This window comes from Roseovarius sp. SK2, assembly GCF_028807495.1.
Taxonomy (GTDB): Bacteria; Pseudomonadota; Alphaproteobacteria; order Rhodobacterales; family Rhodobacteraceae; genus Roseovarius; species Roseovarius confluentis.
This window is the reverse complement of record NZ_JARAMK010000003.1, coordinates 104,595-124,246: the sequence shown is the minus strand read 5'-3', so window position 1 is coordinate 124,246 and position 19,652 is coordinate 104,595. Positions and strand designations below refer to the sequence as shown.

The following is a 19,652-nucleotide window of genomic DNA, read 5'->3' as shown; positions in this document are numbered from 1 at the left end:
GCCCAAGGGGACGGCCCTGCCTTTGATCATAAGGCGATGTAAGGGGCCGCTCATGGACTGTCAACGTCACAACGCGCCACGTCTTGGCGCGAGAAAGCAAAGGGTTTTCCATGTCACATCCGATCAAGTCGCTTCTGACCGCCGCTTGCGCCACCGCCATGCTCGCTCATGGCGCCCTGGCCCAAGATACAGCCGAGACAGAGACTGACGCGGCACCGGACGCCGATGTCGGCCAGGTCGTCGCCACGGTCAACGGCACCGAGATCACGCTGGCCCACGTCATAGCGCTCCGCGCCACCTTGCCGCAGCAATACAACCAGTTCCCTCCGAACTTGCTGTTGCAGGGCATCGTCGACCAACTGATCCAGCATACCCTGCTGAACCAGTCGCTGGAGGGCGAGCCTTCCCTGCGCAGCCAGGTCTCGATCGAGAACGAGGAACGCGCCATCATCGCCGGCGAGGTCATGGCCGGCGTGATGCAGCAGGCCCCCTCTGACGAGGACCTGCAAGCGGCCTACGAAGAGCAATACCCCGCTGATGTGCAGGAAACCGAATACCGCGCTTCGCACATCCTGGTGGAAACCGAAGAAGAGGCGCAGGAACTGGTGACCGCGCTCGAAGGCGATGCCGATTTCGCCGCTTTGGCTCGCGAAAAATCCACCGGGCCCTCGGGTGCCTCCGGCGGCGATCTCGGCTGGTTCGGCGCCAGCGATATGGTCGCACCGTTCTTCGATGCCGTCGCCGCGCTCGAACCCGGCGAAGTGTCCGACCCGGTCGAAACCCAGTTCGGCTGGCACGTGATCACGCTGGCCGAGACCCGCAACAAGGAACGTCCTGCGCTTGAGACCGTGCGCGAGGAACTGACAGCCCAGCTTCAGCAGGGCGCGCTCGAAGCCCATATCGAAAGCCTGGAGTCCAACGCCGAGATCGACCGGATCGACCTCGAGGAAATAGACCCCACCGTGATCGACGCGCTCGAACTCCTGGAGAACTGACAATGGCCAAGACCCTCGCCGTGTCGCCACTGGCGCCTGCCACATTTCCCGAGCTTCCCGCCATCGGCGGCGTGGAATTCGCCAGCGTCGAGGCCGGCGTGCGCTATGCCGGTCGCACGGACGTGATGCTGGCGCGGCTGGCGCCGGGCACGGCCATGGCGGGGGTCTTCACCCGGTCCGCGACGCGCTCCGCCGCGGTGCTCGACTGCCAGGAAAAGATCGCCTTCCAGTCCGCGGAGGGCGCGGCGATCATCGTCAATTCCGGCAACTCCAACGCCTTCACCGGGCGCAACGGGGTGGAATCGGTCAAGGCGGTGACGAATGCCGTCGCACAGACCCTATCCCTGCCGGAATCGCGTATTTTCAGTTCTTCTACCGGCGTCATCGGGGAGCCTCTGCAACACGACCGCATCACCGCGAAACTGTCCGAACTTAATGACAAGCTTTCCCCCGACGGCATCGAGGACGCCGCCCGCGCGATCATGACCACCGACACTTTCGCCAAGGGGGCCAGTGCGACCCTCATGTTCGAGGGGCAGGAGGTGCGCATCGCCGGCATCGCAAAGGGCTCCGGCATGATCGCGCCCGACATGGCGACAATGCTGGTCTACATCTTCACGGACGCCGCCATCGACCGCGAGCACCTGCAACAGATGGTCTCGGCGCTGAATGAAAAGACTTTCAATTGCATCACCGTCGATAGCGACACCTCCACCTCCGACACGCTTCTGGTCGCCGCCACCGGCGCCTCGGGCGTGCGCGTCACCGATCACAGCGTCGGCTTCATGGAGGCGCTGCGCGGCGTCATGCTCGACCTCGCCCACCAGGTTGTCCGCGACGGCGAAGGGGCAACCAAGTTCGTCACCATCTCCGTCACCGGCGCCTCCAGTGACAATGACGCCAAGACCCACGGCCTCGCCATCGCGAACTCACCGCTGGTGAAAACCGCCATCGCCGGCGAAGACCCCAACTGGGGCCGGATCGTGATGGCCATCGGCAAATCCGGCGCGCCAGCCGATCGCGACACGCTGTCGATCTGGTTCGGCGACACGCTCGTGGCCGAAAAAGGCTGGGTTAGTCCCTCATACCGCGAAGAAGACGGCGCCGCCCACATGAAGAACCAGGAGATCACGATCCATGTCGATCTTGGTCTGGGCGGCGGCACCGCCCACGTCTGGACCTGCGATCTGACCCACGGCTACATCTCGATCAACGCGGATTATCGGTCTTGAAACCGAAGCAATCACAGGAAAAGTGGGCTCCGGTTTTCCGTCCGGGATTGCGGCAATGAAGACCGTTCTGGTTTCCGCCGTCGCCCTGATCGACGTCGATGGCCGCATCCTTCTGGCGCAACGCCCCGAGGGCAAATCCATGGCCGGCCTCTGGGAATTCCCCGGCGGCAAGGTCGAGCCGGGTGAAACGCCCGAGGTCGCGCTTATCCGCGAACTGGAAGAAGAGCTTGGCATCAACACCTGGGAAAGCTGCCTCGCGCCGCTGACCTTCGCCAGCCACAGCTACGACGATTTTCACCTGCTGATGCCGCTCTTTGCCTGCCGCAAGTGGGAGGGCATGCCCCAATCGCGTGAGGAACAGGCTTTGAAATGGGTCCGTCCCAACGCGTTGCGCGACTACCCAATGCCACCCGCGGACATCCCCCTCATTCCGATCCTCCGCGACTGGCTCTGACGACGGCAAAAGCTTTCACAAAGCTTTTGCCAAATCTTTTCATAAAAGATTTGGCGCGCCGCACGAAAAAGGGCGACCAAACAGGCCGCCCCTTTCCAAAACAGTCTCTGACAAGGCTTAATCGAGTTTGCGCTCGAATTCCTCGCGCTCGAAAATTTCGATTACATCGCCTTCGCGGATGTCCTCGTACTTCTCGAACGCCATGCCGCATTCCTGTCCGGATTGCACCTCGGACACTTCGTCCTTGAAGCGCTTCAGCGTCTTCAGCGTGCCTTCGTGGATCACCACGTCGTCGCGCAGCAGGCGCACACCGGCCGACCGGCGGGCGATGCCTTCGGTCACCAGACAGCCCGCAACCTTGCCGACGCCCGTGACCTTGAAGACCTCCCGGATCTCGGCGTAACCGATGAAGTTCTCGCGGATTTCCGCTCCCAGCAGACCGCTGGCGGCCGCCTTCACGTCATCCACGAGGTCATAGATCACGCTGTAATAGCGGATCTCGACGCCCTTCTGGTTCGCTGAATTCCGTGCCGGCGCATTGGCCCGCACGTTGAAGCCGATCACAGGCGCACCCGATGCCTCGGCCAGGCCGATATCGGATTCGGTGATCGCGCCAACGCCCGAGTGCAGCACGCGCACGCGCACCTCGTCATTGCCGATCTTGTCCATCGCCTGAACGATCGCCTCGGCAGAGCCTTGCACGTCGGCCTTGACCAGGATCGGAAGTTCCTTGACGTTCTCGTTCTCCTTGGCCTGCGCCAGAAGCTGTTCAAGCGTCGTACCCGCACCGGCAGCCGCGCGTTTTTCCTTCGCGGCCTTCTCGCGGTACTCGGCAATCTCACGCGCCTGGCCTTCAGATTTCACCACGTTCAGAACGTCACCCGCCTCCGGCGTGCCGTTGAGGCCAAGAACCTCGACAGGCACCGAGGGCCCGGCTTCCTTCACGCGCTCACCGCGGTCGTTGATCAGCGCACGGACCTTGCCGTACTGCTCGCCCACGACGAAGATATCGCCCTGTTTCAGCGTCCCGCGCTGCACCAGAACCGTCGCCACGGGGCCACGGCCCACGTCCAGCTGCGCCTCGATCACCGCACCTTCGGCGGCGCGGTCCGGGTTCGCTTTCAGCTCCAGGATCTCGGATTGCAGCGCGATGGCTTCCAGTAGCTCGTCCAGGCCCTGACCCGTCTGGGCAGACACTTCGACATCCTGCACGTCGCCCGACATCGCCTCGACGATCACCTCGTGCTGCAGCAGTTCGGTGCGCACCTTGTCGGGGTTCGCCTCGGGTTTGTCGCACTTGTTGATCGCCACGATCATCGGCACTTCGGCGGCCTTGGCGTGGTTGATGGCCTCGATCGTCTGCGGCATCACCGAATCGTCGGCAGCCACCACCAGAACCACGATGTCCGTCACGTGCGCACCGCGGGCGCGCATGCTGGTGAAGGCGGCGTGACCCGGTGTGTCGAGGAAGCTCAGAACAGCCCCGCCATCGGTCGTCACCTGGTAGGCGCCGATATGCTGGGTGATGCCACCGGCCTCGCCCGCCACGACCTTGGCGTCGCGAATCGCGTCCAGGAGCGATGTCTTGCCGTGGTCCACGTGACCCATGATCGTGATCACCGGCGGACGCGGCTGAAGATCAGATTCCTTGTCATCGACCGAATCGATCACGTCTTCCACGTCCGAATCGCTGACCCGGACGATACGGTGACCGAATTCCTCGACGATCAGCTCGGCGGTATCGGCGTCGATCGACTGGTTCTGCGTGACCATCATGCCGTTGTTCATCAGCGCCTTGACCACATCGCCCACGCGTTCGGCCATCCGGTTGGCCAACTCGCTGACCACGATCGCCTCGGGCACCTGCACATCGCGCACGACCTTTTCACGATCCTGCGTGCCGCCCATGGCCTTTTGCCGGGCGCGTTCCTGCTTGCGCTTCATGGCGGCCATGGATTTCTGCCGGCCGCCTTCGCCACCCGACAGCGCCTGGTTCAGCGTCAGCTTGCCGGACCGGCGGCCACCATCGTCGCCACCACGGCCCTTGCCCTTGCCACGGCCATCGTCACCGCGCTGGTCGCGCTCGGGCGGTTTGCTGCGTGGCGCCTGCTTGGAGGCACGCGCCTGCGTCTCTTCTGCCGGCGGTGCCGCGGCAGCGGCAGCAGCCTGCTTGGCAGCGTCCGCTTCCTCGCGCTTCTTGCGCTCTTCCTCGTCGGCCTTCGCCTTGGCGCGTTCCTCGGCCTCGCGCTGTTCGCGCTCCTTGGCCTCGGCTTCCTCGCGGCGGCGCTGTTTCTCTTCCTCGCGGTCTTTCGCCTCGGCCTCGCGTTGGGCGGCCTCTTCCGCCTCGCGTTCCTTGGCGGCGGCAAGCGCCTTCATCCGGCGTTCCATCTCCTCGTCAGAGATCCCCGCCGGCCGTTTCGATGCAGATCCGGGCGCACCCGCCTTGGCGCCACCCGGCGCAGGCGCCGCAGCACCCGGTTTGGGCTTCACGACGCGCTTGCGCTTGGTTTCCACCACGACGTTCTTGGTGCGGCCATGGCTAAAGCTCTGCTTGACGTTCCCCGACCGAGGACCGCCACCACCACGCACACCCAGAGTTTTCTTTCCGTCGTTGTCGCTCATCTATCTCAACTTCCTTTCCGGCGGGGTCGGTCCCCGTCCGTGACGCGCAAGCCCTTGAGTCTTGCCGCCTCCTCTACAACACGCTCGCACAAACCGCCAGCAGCGAGTGCTGCGTGGATGCTTGTTTCACGCCCAAAGGCCTGGCCCAGCTCATCGGCAGTGATCCAGCCGATCCAGCTACCGCCATAGGGCGTGCTCAGTTTCGTCTTCCCGCGCGCGGACCCGTCGCTGGCCTGGATCAGAACCTCGGCCTCTTCCTTGGCCAGCCAGTCCTTGACCTTCTCGTATCCGGCCACCGCCTGGCCACCTTTCCGCGCCAGGCTCAGCAACTCCACGACCCGCCGCGCCAGCATCGCCTCGACCTGCTCGACCAGCCCGTCGGGCACCGTGACGCTCTGCTTCGCACTGCGCGAGAACAGGCCTTTCTTCACCGCCGTTTCCAGCGCCTGCCGCGAGGCGCTCACCCAGATGCCCCGCCCCGGCAGTTTCTCCAGGATATCCGGCACCACCTGACCCTCGGGACCGATGGCGAACCGGATCAACCCGTGCTTCGGACGCACCTCACCCGTGGCAATACACTTGCGCTCGGGACCATTCGTCCGGTCCTTGGGCTGTCCACCGCGCCCCATATCAACGCCTACGAGACCTGACGCATCAGGCCTCGGCCTCCTCTGCGGTGTCGCCTTCAGCGCCGTCTTCGTCCTCGGCTTCCTCGTCAGCCTGCAAATCATCCGGGTCGACCCAGCCCAGCATGACCCGCGCGGTCATCACAAGGTCCTGCGCCTCGTCCAGCGATACTTCGAAGGGTTCAAGCACACCGTCGTCCTTGACGCGCTCGCCATCCACGGTGGTCCAGCCGCCTGCCAATTCCCAGTCGGCGCAGGTGGCGAAATCTTCCAGCGTTTTCACGTCATCTTCGGCCAGCGCCAGTACCATCTGGGGTGTCAGGCCTTCGAATTCAATAAGGCTGTCCTCGGCTCCCAGCGCGCGGGCTTTTTCCAGCGCTTCCTTCGCCTGTGCCTCCAGTACGTCACGCGCACGCGCCTGCAGTTCGTTGGCCGTGTCCTCGTCGACGCCGTCGATCACCAACAGTTCGTCGATCTCGACATAGGCAACCTCGTCGAGGTTGGTAAAGCCTTCCGACACCAGAAGCTGGGCAAAGAACTCGTCCAGGTCCAGCGTGTCCATGAACAGCTTCGTGCGCACTTCGAATTCCTTCTGACGGCGCTCGCTGTCCTCGGCCTCGGTCATGATGTCGATGTCGAGGTTGGTCAGCTGGCTCGCCAGCCGCACGTTCTGACCCCGGCGACCGATGGCCAGGCTCAGCTGGTCCTCGGGCACCACGACCTCGATCCGCTCGGCTTCCTCGTCCAGAACCACCTTGCTCACCTCGGCGGGCTGCAGCGCGTTCACCAGGAAGGTCGGCTGGTCCTCGTTCCACGGAATGATGTCGATCTTCTCTCCCTGAAGCTCGTTCACCACGGCCTGCACGCGGCTGCCGCGCATACCGACGCAGGCGCCGACAGGGTCGATCGAGTTGTCATAGGAAATCACCGCGATCTTGGCGCGGCTACCCGGGTCGCGCGCCACGGCCTTGATGTCGATGATGCCGTCATAGATTTCCGGCACTTCCATCTTGAACAGTTCCGCCATGAATTCCGGCGCGGTACGGCTCAGGAAGATCTGCGGCCCCCGGGCCTCGCGGCGCACATCCTTGATGTAACAGCGGATCCGGTCATTCGGGCGATAGCTTTCACGGCCGATCTTCTCGTTCCGGCGCAGGATCGCTTCGCCCGCACCCACGTCGACGATGACATTGCCGTATTCCTCGCGCTTGACCACACCGTTGATGATCGTGCCGGCACGATCCTTGAATTCCTCGTATTGGCGATCACGCTCGGCTTCGCGCACCTTCTGCAGGATCACCTGCTTAGCGCTCTGCGCGGCGATCCGGCCCATGTCCACGGGGGGCACTTCCTCGACGAAGGTGTCACCGACCTTGGGATCGTCCAGGTATTGCTTGGCCTGCTCGACGGTGAACTCCGCCTGGTAATTCTCCAGCTCCTCGTCCTCGACCACGGTGCGCACGCGGGTGAACGTCGCCTTGCCGGTCTTGCGGTCGATGCTGACGCGGATGTCCATCTCGGCGCCGTACCGGCTCTTGGCCGCGCGCGAGAGGCTTTCTTCCATCGCCTCGATCACGAGGCTCGGGTCGATCATCTTCTCCCGCGCCACCGCCTCGGCGGTCTGCAAAAGCTCAAGCTGGTTGGCAGAGGTAATAGCCATTGTCTCAGGTCTCCTCGGACGAGTCAGTCTCTATGTCGTCAAAATTGTCTTCGTTCAGAACGCCCGCTTCCTTGCGCGCCTTCAGCATGTCCTTGATCAGCTCATCGGTCAGAACCAGCTTGGCATCCGCCAGCCAGTCGAAATGCAGCCCGATCGTGCCTTCCTCGACGTTTATCAGCACTTCGCCGCCCTCGGTCCCGGCCAGAACGCCCTTGAACCGCTTGCGCCCGTCGATCAGCTCGTGGGTCTCCAGCTTCGCCTCGTAGCCCTCGAACTCGTCGAAATCCTTCAGCCGTGTCAGGGGCCGGTCGATGCCGGGGCTGGACACTTCCAGCGTGTACTCATCGACGATCGGGTCTTCCACATCCAGCACGGCGCTGACGGCGGTGGAAATCTCGGCACACTCGTCCACCTCGATGCCGCCCTCGGGCCGCTCGGCCATGATCTGAAGCGTGGCGGTCTTGCCGCCCATCAGACGCACGCGCACCAGCTCGAACCCCATGTCCTCTATGACGGGGGTGACGATCTCGGCCAGCCGCCGATCCATCGAGGATTTTGCAATCAGGTCGTTGCTCATGGGTCTTTCAAACACAAAAAAACGGGCGCGCGGCCCGTCGGTATTTCCCGGTGGAGCGTCGGGTGTGGACCCCAGCGCGCCGCTGTTGAAAGGGGATATACGACTCGATGGCTGAGTCTGCAAGGGGGAAAGCAGGTTGCGCACATGTCAGCCCTTCCCGCGCACGTCATCACCAACTTGATCGGTGATCTCGCGCGGTCAGAGATCCTCTGGTCAAGCCAGAGGGTAACGGCACTCCAAGACCCCGCCTATTACCGCCCGGTTACCATCCGGTCCATGATCTTCACCAGCTCGGCACTGATCCCCGGCTCCGACAAGGCGTGCCCCGCCACCGGAATAACTCGCAGATCACCCTTGGGCCACAGCCCCGCCAGCCGGTGCGCCGCCTCCGGCGGGCAGATCATGTCGTACCGCCCCTGCACGATCACGCCGGGCGTATCCGCCAGCTTGTCCATGTTGGCATAGATATAGCCGTCCTGCCCCAGGAACCCGCCATGCCGGAAATAATGGTTCTCCAGCCGTGCAAAAGCGCGCGCGTAATCCGCCGGGCTGTCACCGCTCTGGCCGTTGGAATTGACCGTCGCCAGCGCGTTTTCCCACGCGCTCCACGCCTTGGCGAACCGCACCTCCTCGGCCCGGTCGCCGGAAAACAGGCGCTTGTTATAGGCCCCGATCATGTCGCCCTGTTCATCCTCGGGGATCAGCGACCGGAATTTCGCCCATGTCTCGGGCCAGAATCGCCCGGCGCCGCCGCCATAGAACCAGTCCAGCTCCCGCTGGGTCATGGTAAAGACGCCGCGCAACACAAGATGCGCCACCGCTTCGGGATGGCTCTGGCCGTAAATCAGCGCCAGCGTCGCACCCCAGCTTCCGCCAAAGACGATCCACGTCTCGATGCCCAGCGCGTCACGGATCCGCTCGATATCCGCCACAAGGTGCCAGGTCGTGTTGTCCTCGACACTCGCATGCGGCTTCGACCGGCCACAGCCGCGCTGGTCGAACAGCACGATCCGGTAATGGTTCGGGTCGAAATACCGCCGCATCGCCGGGCTGCACCCGCCGCCGGGTCCGCCATGCAGCACCACGACGGGCGTGCCGTCGGGATTGCCCGACTGCTCGACATAGATCGTGTGCCCGTCGCCCACGTCCATCATTCGCCGGTCGAACGGCTCGATCGACGGATACAGGAATTGCGCTGCGCTCTTTTGGCTCGAAAACTTGTCCATGAATGTCCTATATAGACCGTCTGAGACATTGAGCACATGGAACGCGGAATGCAACCCAACTCGACCACGATTGACACCGAAGAAGTCGCCAAGTTCGAGGCGATGGCCGCCGAATGGTGGGACCCGAACGGCAAGTTCAAGCCGCTGCACATGCTCAATCCATGCCGGCTGGATTATATCACCTCCCAGATCGCGGCGGAATTCGATCGCGACCTGAAAACGTCGAAACCGTTCACCGGCCTGCGCCTTCTGGATATCGGCTGCGGCGGCGGCTTGCTGGCCGAACCGATGGCCCGCCTTGGCGCGACGGTGGTCGGCGCCGACGCCGCGGCAGGCAACATTCCCGTGGCACAGGTCCACGCCGCGCAATCCGGCCTCGACATCGACTACCGCAACACCACCGCCGAGGACCTGGCAGCGGCGGACGAGCAGTTCGACGTCGTTCTGAACATGGAAGTGGTCGAGCATGTGGCCGACCCCGCCACCTATCTCACTGCCTGCCAGCGCCTGCTGAAACCGGGCGGCCTGCACATCTGCTCTACCCTCAACCGCACCGCCAAAAGCTTTGCCGCCGCCATCGTCGGCGCGGAATTCATCATGCGCTGGCTGCCCAAGGGTACCCACGACTGGAACAAGTTCATCACCCCGGAAGAGCTTTATGACCTTCTGCGCGACGCAGGCCTCGACCCGGTCGACCGCAAGGGCTTCGTCTTCAGTCCCATCAGCTGGTCCTGGTCCCTGTCGGATCGCGACCTTGCCGTGAATTACGTCACGACCAGCATAAAACCCTGAATTAGAGTCTAGCTTTCGTCCGACAGCTTCGCCCGCATCTCGCGCAGAACGGGCAGGGTGGCGCGCACATTGGTCTCGCCCAACTCTGCGACCACCTCGGTGATCAGCGGCATGATCGCGGAAATCGCGGCATCCCGGGCGCGTGTACCGGCCGGGCTGATCGACACCATCTTGCGCCGCGCATCGTCCCAGTCGGGCCGGATATGAACATACCCCGCCCATTCCAGCTTGCTCAGCGTGTTGGTCATCGCCCCGCGCGTGACGTGAAAACTCTTGGCCAGCTGCGCCGGGCTCCGCTCGCCATTGGCCCGCGCCAGGTGATTCAGCACCGAGAAATGCGAGATCTCCATGCCTTTCGGCAGAACCCGGCTCAACCGGCTCCGGATCAACTGCTCGTTCGCCAGAACCTCGCTGAACAGCGAAACGGCAATCGAATGCAGCGTGTTATCCGTGGTTACGACCAAGTGATATCGACCTCACTGTTTACTGCCGGTATCCGTGCCCTCGCTTGGGTCACCTCGTCCCGGTTCACGTCCACGAATACCACACCCGGCTCGGTTCCGGCATCTGCCAATACGTCACCCCATGGCCCCACGGCCAGCGAATGCCCATAAGTCCGGCGTTCCTTGCCCCGCGTGGCCGAATGTTGCCCGGTTTGCGCCGGGGCAAGCACATAACATCCCGTTTCGATTGCCCGTGCTCTTAGCAACGTCTCCCAGTGCGCCTCGCCCGTGGGCACCGCAAAGGCCGACGGAACGGTCAAAATCTCCGCCCCAGCCTGCGCCAACCGCCGATAAAGCCTTGGAAACCGCAGGTCATAGCATACGGTCAGGCCGACAGTGCCAAACGGCGTCGCCGCCGTCACACCCCGGTCGCCCGGACGATAGCCGGCCGATTCCCGGTACTGTTCGGTCTCGGACACTTTCACGTCGAACATGTGAATCTTGTCATACCACGCCGCGATCCCTCCCTTGGGGTCGATCAGGAAAGACCGGTTGGCGAACCGCCCATCCGCGTCTTGCGTCTTGACCGCGATCGACCCGATCAAAACCCAGATCCCCAACCGTTCGGCCTGCTGTCGCAGTCCGGCCAGCGTCGGATCGTCCTCCTGGTGGCGTAAAACTTCGTTCTGCCGCGTGCGGCTGGCCGACAGGCAATTCGTCACTTCCGGCGTCAGCACGAACCCCGCGCCACCCGCCGCCGCCTCGTCGATAAAACCCTGCGTGACCGGCAGGTTGTCGTCGGGGCTATCGGACGTATTAAGCTGTATCAGAGCCGTTTTCATGCCTTCAGCAACGCATCCAGCTTGCCCGCCCGGTCCATCGCATAAAGCTCGTCACAGCCACCGACATGCACATCGCCGACGAAGATCTGCGGCACCGTCCGCCCGCCCTTCGCACGCTGCGTCATCTCCGCCCGCTTCTCGGGCTCCCGGCCCACATCGATCTCGGTGTAGTCCACACCCTTCTGCGACAACAACCGCTTGGCCGCGTGACAAAATCCGCAAAGCTGCGAGGTGTAGATTTCAACGGGTCTCATGACAGGGTCCAATCCTTTCCGTGGTTGGACCCTACTTAAGCATACTTGACCACACGCGCCAGTGTCAGTGTCCTGACCTCCGCCGCGCCCCCCGCCAACAAGGCGCTTGCGCAAGCCGCCAGCGTCGCGCCCGAGGTCATCACGTCATCCACCAATATCACCACACGCCCCTGGATCCTCACGCGACGCCCCTGCCGCACACCTATGGCCGCGTCCAGCGTGGCGAACCGCGCCTCCATGCCCATCCCGTCCAGCGATGGCGTGCGCCGCACCCGCTCCATCACATCGGGGCACCACGCCGCGTTCACTTCCTTCGCCACCGCCTGCGCCAGCAGCGCCGACTGGTTGAACCGCCGTTTCAACAGCCGTGTCCAGTGCAACGGCACCGGCACGAAAAGGCAATTCGGCACCATCAGCGGTCCCGCCGCCTGCTTCATCCACGTCGCCGCCAGCGGCACCACGTCATGCCGGTCACCGTGTTTCAAAGCCAGCACCAGCTTGCGCGCGTTGTCCTTGTAGATAAGCGCCGCCCGCCCTTTCTGCCAGGGCCGCGCCACGCGCAGGCAATCGTCGCACCGCGCGTCCCCGCTCGACTCCTCGCCGGGCAGGGGACAGCCGCACAGGTCACAGACCAGCCCGGCCAGCACCGGCGTATCGCGCCAGCACGGCCCGCACAGGCCGAATTCGCTGTCCACCAACCCGCCGCATAGCGTGCAGCGCGGGGGATAGACCACGCGAAGCGCCGTTTGAATTGCCTCGAAAGCCACTCTATTTAGCCACCATGACCAGAACCCTCACCGATCGCCGCGCGCTTCAGCGCAACCGCCAACGAGCCAGCCGCGACCCCGCGCTGTTCTTGCACGAGACCGCGATCGACGAGGTACAGGATCGGCTGAGTTTCGTTAACAAATCCTTTACGGATGCGAGCATCGTCACAGGCCTGCCCGACCCATGGAAGGCCGCGTTCCCCGACGCGCAGATCGTAGAGGATACCGAAACCCTCGCGTTAGAGACTGAATCACGCGACTTGATCCTGCACGCCATGTCCCTGCACTGGGCCGACGACCCGGTGGGCCAGCTGATCCAGTCCCGCCGCGCCCTGCGCCCCGATGGCCTCTTCATTGCGGTGTTCTTCGGCGGCCAGACCTTGCACCAGCTGCGTGCCGTACTGGCCCAGGCCGAATCCGACCTGCGCGGCGGTCTCTCACCCCGGGTCGTGCCCATGGGCGACATCCGCGACCTTGGCGCGCTTCTGCAGCGCGCCGGTTTCGCCCTGCCGGTCGCCGACACCCTGCCGCTCGATGTCAGCTACGAAAGCCTCATCGGCCTGATGCACGACCTGCGCGCCATGGGCGAGGCCAACGCGCTCGACGCCCGGCCCCGCAATTTCACCCGCCGCGACGTGCTCCTGCGCGCCGCCGACCTCTACGCCAGCTCTTTCAGCACGCCCGACGGCCGCATCCCCGCCACGTTCGAGCTTATCACCCTCACCGGCTGGGCCCCGTCCGAAGACCAACCCCAGCCCCTCCGCCCCGGAAGCGCGACAACACGTCTCGCCGATGCGCTCGGCACGTCCGAGACCAAGCTCAAAGATTGACGACCGACTGCAATCCTTTATGTGTCCGTGATCCAATCCGACAAGAAAAGACGCCCGCCCATGTTTGACGCCGCCAAGAACAAGACCTGTCCTGTCCATGCTCCGTCCGACCATCCGGCCATTCCGGAACCGAAAACGGGGGTTCTGATCGCCAATCTCGGCACGCCCGACGATTATGGCTACTGGTCGATGCGGCGCTACCTGAACGAGTTTCTGTCGGACCGCCGCGTCATCGACTATTCGCCCTGGCTTTGGCAGCCGCTGCTGCAACTGGTGATCCTGTCGAAACGACCCTTTACCAGCGGCGAGGCCTACAAATCCATCTGGAACGAGGACAAGGGCGAAAGCCCTCTGATGACCATCACCCGGGACCAGACGACGAAACTGTCCGAGGCGCTGCAGGCCCGCTACTGCGACAACGTCATGGTCGATTTCTGCATGCGCTACGGCAACCCCTCGACCAAGTCCAAGGTCCGCGCACTGGTCGAGGCCGGCTGCACCCGGATCCTCTTTTTTCCGCTCTACCCGCATTATGCCGGCGCCACATCCGCCACCGCGAACGACCAGTTCTTCCGCGCCCTGATGGACGAAACCTGGCAGCCCATCGCCCGCGTGGTCGAACCCTATTTCGAGCATCCGCTTTATATCGAGGCTTTGGCCCAATCGGTCGAAAAGGCCTATGCAGAGACTGAAACGAAGCCTGAGATCCTCGTCGTCTCCTATCACGGGATGCCGCAGCGTTACCTCAAACAGGGCGACCCCTACCACTGCCAGTGCCAGAAAACGACGCGCCTGCTGAAAGAACGGCTTGGCTGGGACGACACCCAGATCACTACCACCTTCCAGTCGGTCTTCGGCCCCGAGGAATGGCTGCGCCCCTACACGGTCGAACATGTCGCCAAGCTGGCCGAGGACGGCAAAAAGAACATCGCCGTCATCGCCCCCGCATTTTCCGCCGACTGCATCGAGACGCTCGAAGAGATCAACGAAGAGATCAAGGAAAGCTTCGAGGAAGCCGGCGGCGAGGAGTTCCTCTATATCCCCTGCCTCAACGACAGCGACGCCCACATCAAGGCGCTGAGCACGGTGATCGAGGACAACCTGAAGGGCTGGCTGGACTAGAGCCGCGCGATTGCCAGACCGCGGGATGGCGACCCAACATTGGTTTGACGCAGTTTATTTCGGCCACTTCCGCAGAACTTTTGATCGACGCGCCTGTGTCAACCAATCGCCAGCCCGGGGGGCGGTCTGGCGATCGCGCGGCGGCCTTCGGCCTCGATTCCGCGCAAAGCAGCTTGACCCTCCAAACAAAAAGAAAAGGCAGCGCCGGAACGCTGCCTATATTCGTCTCTAATCCAGTGGAATCCGCCTCAGATCACCAGAACCTGCGTACCAACCTTGGCCCGCGCGAACAGCTGCGCGATGTGCTCGTTGTAAAGCCCGATACACCCGTTCGACGACCGCCGCCCGATCTTGCGCGTGTCATGGGTGCCGTGGATCCGGTAATAGGTCCAGCCAAGGTACAGCGCGTGCGTGCCCAGCGGGTTGTCCGGCCCCGGCGGCACGTAGGACGGCCAGTCCGGGTTCCGCTTCAGCATCGACGGCGTCGGACGCCAGTCGGGGCCCTCGACCTTGCGCACCACCCGCGTCCGGCCACGGCGGGTCAATTCCTCGGACATCGGGATGCTCGACGGGAACAAGAACTTCGTCTGCCCGTCCTCGTCCCAGAAATGCAACGCGCGCGACGAAATATCGACCAGGATCGCGCCATTCCTCAAGCTGCTGAAATGCGGCCGCCAGTCCGCAGCGCGAAAGCTCGAGATGTTGCGCTGTACCGTCTGGGTAATCGCGCTTTCCATCTCGGTCGTGCCGGTCTGCGCCAAGGCAGGCGCGCCCAGGCTTGCGGCGGTTCCGACCAGGAAAGCGCGCCGACTGAAAGTATTTTTAAGATCAATGGACATGTCTGTTTTCCAACTGTCTGCTTTGGAACTGACCGAATCATATGGCGCGAATGTCTCAGTCGCAAATCAAACCGGCAACATTCGCCCACCTGACGCGGTTGTGGGTTTGAAACACCACGCAAGCCGCGCTAAGGAGCGAGTCGAACGAACTTCTGGGTGGTAGACACTGATGACGCGTATTTTCGGCCTGCTGGTTTCCGCACTTGTGTTCTTGTCGGCCTGCGCCCCGCCGCCGCCGCAAACCACTGTCGGCCCCAATGGCGAACCGGTGCCCCAGGTTTATCGCATCCGCTCGGGCCAGACCGCCGAAATCCAGTACCGGATGCTCGACGCGGTCAACGCCCTGCGCCAGGCGGCCGGGCGGCCTGCCGTTCAACTGAACGCTCAACTCAACGCCGCCGCCGCCACGCATTCACGCGACATGTCGGTCCAGAACCGCCCCTGGCATTTCGGCTCCGACGGCTCTTCTCCCATCGACCGCGTGCGCCGCGTCGGCTATGGCGGCGAGCTTGTCGGCGAAAACATCTCGGAAACCTACGAGACCGAGCTGGAAACCCTGACTGCCTGGATGGACGAGCCGTCGACCAAGCAGGTCATCATGGCGCCGGACGCCCGGCAAATGGGCTTTTCCTGGGAGCAGGAGCGCAACGGCAAGATCTGGTGGACGATGGTGATGGGCAAGTAAGCCCAGCCCATCACGGCGTAATGCGGATCGGGGTGCCGTTCCGCACCATCGCATAGATCCTTTCAATTTCCTTGTTTCGCACGGAAATGCACCCGGCGGTCCAGTCTCGGCCCAAACGCCGCTTGCGGACCCAGCCCAGATCATTGGGCTCTCCGTGGATAAAGATATCTCCACCAGGTTTCTTCCCCTGCGCCTCGGCAAAGGCGCGGTCGGCCTCGTTGGGATACGAAATACCCAGCGACAGGTGGAACGAACTGTTCGGATTGCGCCGATCGATCGTGTAATCGCCCTCCGGCGTCTTGCCGTCACCCTCGAACTGCTTGTGCCCCGCAGCGGTAAAACCAAGGTCCACGTCATACGCCTTCAGCACCTCGTTGTGGTGGAAAAGATACATCCGCCGCCGGCTCTTGCTGATCAGAACCTGAGTCACCTCGGGCCCATTGTAAGATTTGAACTTGGATCCACAGGCCGCCAGAAACGCGCTGGCGACCGACAGAAGTACGAAATTCCTGCGATTCATTGCTCGATAAACCTGTTGCCTGTCCCTGACAGCCTTTTACCGCGTCAGACCCGCCACGTCATTTCAAATTTGCCCCGAGCAGCTTATTTTGTGGCGGATTGCGGCCACAAGCTCAACATGGACCGACCACCGGAACTGGTCGACCGGCCGCACCCACTCCACCTCATAGCCCGCCTGCGCCAATACCTTTGCATCGCGCGCGAAGGTCACAGGGTTGCAGGAGACATAGGCGATCACCGGCACCTGCGCTTCGGCCAGCTCGCGGCACTGCGCCTCGGCCCCGGCGCGTGGCGGGTCGATCACGGCACCACCGAAACGTTTCAGATCTTCGGCCATGATCGGCTGACGGAACAGGTCCCGCGCCTCGACCGTGACCTTCTTCAACCGCTCACTGTGCCGCCATCCTTCATCCAGCGCACGGGTCATCGCCGCGCTGCCTTCGACGGCGTGGACCGCTCGCGCGCGCGCCAGCGGCAGGGCAAAGGTGCCACAGCCGGCAAACAGGTCGATAACAGGCTCTGTTCCGGCCAAAATTGCCGAAACCTCCTCCTGTAACAGACGCTCCGAGTCCTTCGTTGCTTGCAAGAACGCCCCTGGTGGCGGCGTCACGGCGATCCCGTCAAATTGCTGTATCGGCGGTCGCCGGGTGACCACGGTTTCATCGTCCCAGGCCAGCCGCGCCAGGTCTTCACTCTCGGCCAGTTGCGCCAGCGAAATGCGCAGCGGACCATCCAGCGGTTTGCCCCCCTCCACACGCACGTCCAACCCCGCCTCCGACAGCGTAACCGACACGCTCAATTCGCCTTTGCGGCTGGTGCCGATCCGGGCCAGCTCCTGCGCCACCCTTGCGCCCTCCAGCAATTCGGGCACCACCACGTGGCATTCGCTCAATTCGACGATCAGGTCCGATCCCTTGGCGTGAAACCCCGCCGTCGCACCCTTCTTGGTACGCCGCGCCGAAAACCCGGCCCTGCGTCGCGCATTCGCAGGGGATACCGCGATCTCGCGCAACTCGGTTTCGATCCCCTGCGCCGCCAGCGCTTCGCGCACGATCCCCGTCTTCCACTCGGCAAGGAAAGCATCATCCACATGCTGCAACTGGCACCCGCCACAGGACTTGTAATGTCGGCACGGCGCCTTCACCCGAGTCCCCGAAGGCTCCACGATCTTGACCTCGCGCAGCACGTTGCCCTCAAGCGTCCCGGCCACACGCTCGCCGGGCAGGGCGCCGGGCACATAGACCGGCCCCTCGGCAATCCCGTCACCCAGATGGCCCAACCGCTCGATCACAAACTCGGACATGCCTTACTCCGCCGCTTCGTCCGCATTGATGAACCCGCCCGACTGACGGCTCCAGAACCGGGCATAAAGCCCGCCCTGCGCCAGCAGTTCGGCATGGCCGCCTTCCTCGACAATTCGACCCTGATCCAGCACGATAATGCGATCCATCTGCGCAATCGTCGACAGGCGGTGGGCAATCGCGATCACGGTCTTGCCCTCCATCATGCCATAGAGCGTCTCCTGTACCGCTGCCTCGACCTCGCTGTCCAGCGCACTGGTCGCTTCGTCCAGCAACAGGATCGGCGCATCCTTCAGGATCACCCGCGCCAGCGTGATCCGCTGCCGTTGCCCGCCCGACAGCTTCACACCCCGTTCCCCCACATGCGCGTCATAGCCCATGCGCCCCTGCGGATCCGCCAGGTCTAAGATGAACTCATGCGCCTCGGCCTTCTTCGCGGCCTCCAGCATCTGCGCCTCGCTTGCCTCGGGCTTGCCATAGAGGATGTTGTCCCGCACCGAGCGGTGCAGCAACGAACTGTCCTGCTGCACCATTCCGATCCGGTCGCGCAAACTGTCCTGAGTCACTTGGGAAATATCCTGCCCGTCGATAAGGATCTGACCCTTCTCGGCGTCGTAAAACCGCAAAAGCAGCTTGACCAGGGTCGATTTCCCGGCCCCGGACCGGCCGACCAGCCCGATCTTCTCGCCCGGACGAATGCTCAGCGAAATCCGGTCCAACCCGCCGCTGTCACGCCCGAAATGATGCGACAGCTCGCGCAGCTCGATCCGGCCTTCCTGCATATCCAACGGCTTTGCTTCTTTTGAATCCACCAGCGTAATTGGTTGGGCAATCGTCTCCATCCCCTCGGCCACGACACCCAGTTGCCGAAAGAAAGAAGTCAGCGCCCACATGATCCACCCGGTCATCGCGTTCAGTCGCAGGGTCAGCGCCGTCGCCGCGGCCACCACGCCGACACTCGCCTGCCCCTGCATCCACAACCACATGGCCCAACCCACCACCGCCACGATCAACAGGCCGTTCAGCAGCGTCAGGACCACGTCCATCACCGTGTAGATCCGCATCTCGTTCTGGAACGTCTGCCGCGCGTGTTCGATGGCGTCCTTGGCGTATTCCACCTCGCGCGTGTTGTGCGCAAAGAGCTTCACCGAATGAATGTTGGTATAGGCATCCACCACCCGACCCGTCACAAGGCTCCGCGCATCCGACGCCGCCTTGGACGCCGGCTGCACCCGCTTCACCGTCCAGCGCACCAAAAAGCCGTACAGCACCAGCCACCCGATCAGGGGCAGCATCAGCCGCGGATCGGAATCGCTCAGCAATATGCCCGCCCCGATGATGTAAGCGATGGAAAAGGCGATGGCGTCGAACGCCTGGAACACCGCCTCGCCCGCCGCGGGCGGGGTCTGCATGATCCGGTTGGCGATCCGTCCGGCAAAGTCGTTCTCGAACCATCCCACCGACTGCCGCAGCACATGCTTGTGCGCCCGCCAGCGGATCAGCGTGCCGAAATTCGGCAGGATCGTGTTGTTCAGCAACATCACGTCGAACGCCTGTATCGCGGGTCGGATCAGAAGGATGAAGACCGCCACCACGATGATCTCGGTGCCGTATTGCTCCCACACCTCCATCGGGTCGCCCGCCAGGATATCGACGATCCGTCCCATGTAATAGATCAGCCAGATCTCGATGGCAGCCACCACCACCGACATGATCCCGGCCATCCAGAACACCCGGCGAAACGGCGCCATGTATAGCCGCATGAACGGCCACAGGCGCGTCGGCGGCCTGTCCGTCTCTTCGTACGGCACATAGGGATCAACCAGATTTTCGAAAAGCTTGAACATGGAGGGAACTCCGCGAAGG

At 63.2% G+C, this 19,652-nt stretch carries 20 protein-coding genes; 7 read left to right on the top strand and 13 right to left on the bottom strand.

The window, feature by feature from the left end; translation table 11 throughout:
- Nucleotides 1–110: 110 nt before the first annotated feature.
- The 3 genes from PVV74_RS07610 to PVV74_RS07600 are packed head-to-tail and all read left to right on the top strand — an operon-like array spanning nucleotide 111 to nucleotide 2,681.
- Nucleotides 111–995 (top strand): peptidylprolyl isomerase, encoded by an 885-nt coding sequence (locus tag PVV74_RS07610; RefSeq protein WP_274592789.1) that lies wholly within the window; start codon nucleotides 111–113, stop codon nucleotides 993–995.
- A gap of 2 nt (nucleotides 996–997) precedes the next feature.
- Nucleotides 998–2,227, top strand: a complete 1,230-nt coding sequence (gene argJ, locus PVV74_RS07605) for a bifunctional glutamate N-acetyltransferase/amino-acid acetyltransferase ArgJ (protein ID WP_274592788.1) — start codon at nucleotides 998–1,000, stop codon at nucleotides 2,225–2,227.
- Between the two features lie 55 nt (nucleotides 2,228–2,282).
- Nucleotides 2,283–2,681 carry a (deoxy)nucleoside triphosphate pyrophosphohydrolase gene (locus PVV74_RS07600; RefSeq protein WP_103762630.1) on the top strand — a complete coding sequence of 133 codons (399 nt, stop codon included), beginning with the start codon at nucleotides 2,283–2,285 and terminating at the stop codon, nucleotides 2,679–2,681.
- Between the two features lie 117 nt (nucleotides 2,682–2,798).
- Here PVV74_RS07600 and infB read toward each other — a convergent pair whose 3' ends face one another.
- From infB to pip, 5 genes are all read right to left on the bottom strand, one after another.
- Nucleotides 2,799–5,303, bottom strand: a complete 2,505-nt coding sequence (gene infB / locus PVV74_RS07595) for a translation initiation factor IF-2 (RefSeq protein ID WP_103762629.1) — start codon at nucleotides 5,301–5,303, stop codon at nucleotides 2,799–2,801.
- Nucleotides 5,304–5,308: 5 nt separating this feature from the next.
- Nucleotides 5,309–5,932, bottom strand: coding sequence for an RNA-binding protein (locus PVV74_RS07590; protein WP_274592787.1), 624 nt, complete (start codon nucleotides 5,930–5,932; stop codon nucleotides 5,309–5,311).
- A 25-nt stretch (nucleotides 5,933–5,957) separates the two neighbouring features.
- Nucleotides 5,958–7,589, bottom strand: coding sequence for a transcription termination factor NusA (nusA, locus tag PVV74_RS07585; protein WP_103762627.1), 1,632 nt, complete (start codon nucleotides 7,587–7,589; stop codon nucleotides 5,958–5,960).
- A 4-nt stretch (nucleotides 7,590–7,593) separates the two neighbouring features.
- On the bottom strand, nucleotides 7,594–8,166 hold the full coding sequence (gene rimP / locus PVV74_RS07580; RefSeq protein ID WP_274592786.1) for a ribosome maturation factor RimP: 573 nt from the start codon (nucleotides 8,164–8,166) through the stop codon (nucleotides 7,594–7,596).
- A gap of 251 nt (nucleotides 8,167–8,417) precedes the next feature.
- Entirely contained in the window at nucleotides 8,418–9,392 is a 975-nt protein-coding gene (pip, locus tag PVV74_RS07575) for a prolyl aminopeptidase (RefSeq protein ID WP_274592785.1), read from the bottom strand.
- A 48-nt stretch (nucleotides 9,393–9,440) separates the two neighbouring features.
- Here pip and ubiG point away from each other — a divergent pair, with 48 nt between their 5' ends.
- Complete coding sequence (gene ubiG, locus PVV74_RS07570) at nucleotides 9,441–10,184, top strand: bifunctional 2-polyprenyl-6-hydroxyphenol methylase/3-demethylubiquinol 3-O-methyltransferase UbiG (protein WP_274592784.1); 744 nt, start codon at nucleotides 9,441–9,443, stop codon at nucleotides 10,182–10,184.
- A gap of 8 nt (nucleotides 10,185–10,192) precedes the next feature.
- On the opposite strand, the gene PVV74_RS07565 is transcribed toward ubiG, so the two are convergent.
- From PVV74_RS07565 to PVV74_RS07550, 4 genes are read right to left on the bottom strand one after another with little or no spacing between them, the layout of a single operon-like run.
- Entirely contained in the window at nucleotides 10,193–10,648 is a 456-nt protein-coding gene (locus tag PVV74_RS07565) for a MarR family winged helix-turn-helix transcriptional regulator (RefSeq protein WP_245890454.1), read from the bottom strand.
- Entirely contained in the window at nucleotides 10,639–11,469 is an 831-nt protein-coding gene (locus tag PVV74_RS07560; RefSeq protein WP_274592783.1) for a carbon-nitrogen hydrolase family protein, read from the bottom strand. Before PVV74_RS07560 ends, PVV74_RS07565 begins: the two co-directional genes overlap by 10 nt.
- Complete coding sequence (gene grxC / locus PVV74_RS07555; protein WP_103762624.1) at nucleotides 11,466–11,723, bottom strand: glutaredoxin 3; 258 nt, start codon at nucleotides 11,721–11,723, stop codon at nucleotides 11,466–11,468. Before grxC ends, PVV74_RS07560 begins: the two co-directional genes overlap by 4 nt.
- Nucleotides 11,724–11,758: 35 nt before the next feature.
- On the bottom strand, nucleotides 11,759–12,457 hold the full coding sequence (locus tag PVV74_RS07550; RefSeq protein WP_103762989.1) for a double zinc ribbon domain-containing protein: 699 nt from the start codon (nucleotides 12,455–12,457) through the stop codon (nucleotides 11,759–11,761).
- Nucleotides 12,458–12,504: 47 nt separating this feature from the next.
- Between PVV74_RS07550 and PVV74_RS07545 the strand changes: the two genes are divergently transcribed.
- The gene (locus PVV74_RS07545; protein ID WP_274592782.1) at nucleotides 12,505–13,320 is read left to right on the top strand and encodes a methyltransferase domain-containing protein; all 816 of its coding nucleotides are present in this window, start codon (nucleotides 12,505–12,507) and stop codon (nucleotides 13,318–13,320) included.
- A gap of 60 nt (nucleotides 13,321–13,380) precedes the next feature.
- Nucleotides 13,381–14,442, top strand: coding sequence for a ferrochelatase (gene hemH, locus PVV74_RS07540; protein WP_274592781.1), 1,062 nt, complete (start codon nucleotides 13,381–13,383; stop codon nucleotides 14,440–14,442).
- Nucleotides 14,443–14,690: 248 nt separating this feature from the next.
- Here the strand turns inward: hemH and PVV74_RS07535 are convergent, their stop codons facing one another.
- Nucleotides 14,691–15,281: a L,D-transpeptidase gene (locus PVV74_RS07535; protein WP_103762621.1), complete on the bottom strand. Its 591-nt coding sequence runs from the start codon at nucleotides 15,279–15,281 to the stop codon at nucleotides 14,691–14,693.
- A 169-nt stretch (nucleotides 15,282–15,450) separates the two neighbouring features.
- Here PVV74_RS07535 and PVV74_RS07530 point away from each other — a divergent pair, with 169 nt between their 5' ends.
- On the top strand, nucleotides 15,451–15,966 hold the full coding sequence (locus PVV74_RS07530) for a CAP domain-containing protein (protein ID WP_103762620.1): 516 nt from the start codon (nucleotides 15,451–15,453) through the stop codon (nucleotides 15,964–15,966).
- A gap of 10 nt (nucleotides 15,967–15,976) precedes the next feature.
- Here the strand turns inward: PVV74_RS07530 and PVV74_RS07525 are convergent, their stop codons facing one another.
- The 3 genes from PVV74_RS07525 to PVV74_RS07515 form a co-directional block, all read right to left on the bottom strand.
- The gene (locus PVV74_RS07525) at nucleotides 15,977–16,486 is read right to left on the bottom strand and encodes a L,D-transpeptidase family protein (protein ID WP_274592780.1); all 510 of its coding nucleotides are present in this window, start codon (nucleotides 16,484–16,486) and stop codon (nucleotides 15,977–15,979) included.
- A 63-nt stretch (nucleotides 16,487–16,549) separates the two neighbouring features.
- Nucleotides 16,550–17,788 carry a class I SAM-dependent RNA methyltransferase gene (locus PVV74_RS07520; RefSeq protein ID WP_274592779.1) on the bottom strand — a complete coding sequence of 413 codons (1,239 nt, stop codon included), beginning with the start codon at nucleotides 17,786–17,788 and terminating at the stop codon, nucleotides 16,550–16,552.
- Between the two features lie 3 nt (nucleotides 17,789–17,791).
- Complete coding sequence (locus PVV74_RS07515) at nucleotides 17,792–19,633, bottom strand: ABC transporter ATP-binding protein (protein ID WP_274592778.1); 1,842 nt, start codon at nucleotides 19,631–19,633, stop codon at nucleotides 17,792–17,794.
- Nucleotides 19,634–19,652: the final 19 nt, after the last annotated feature.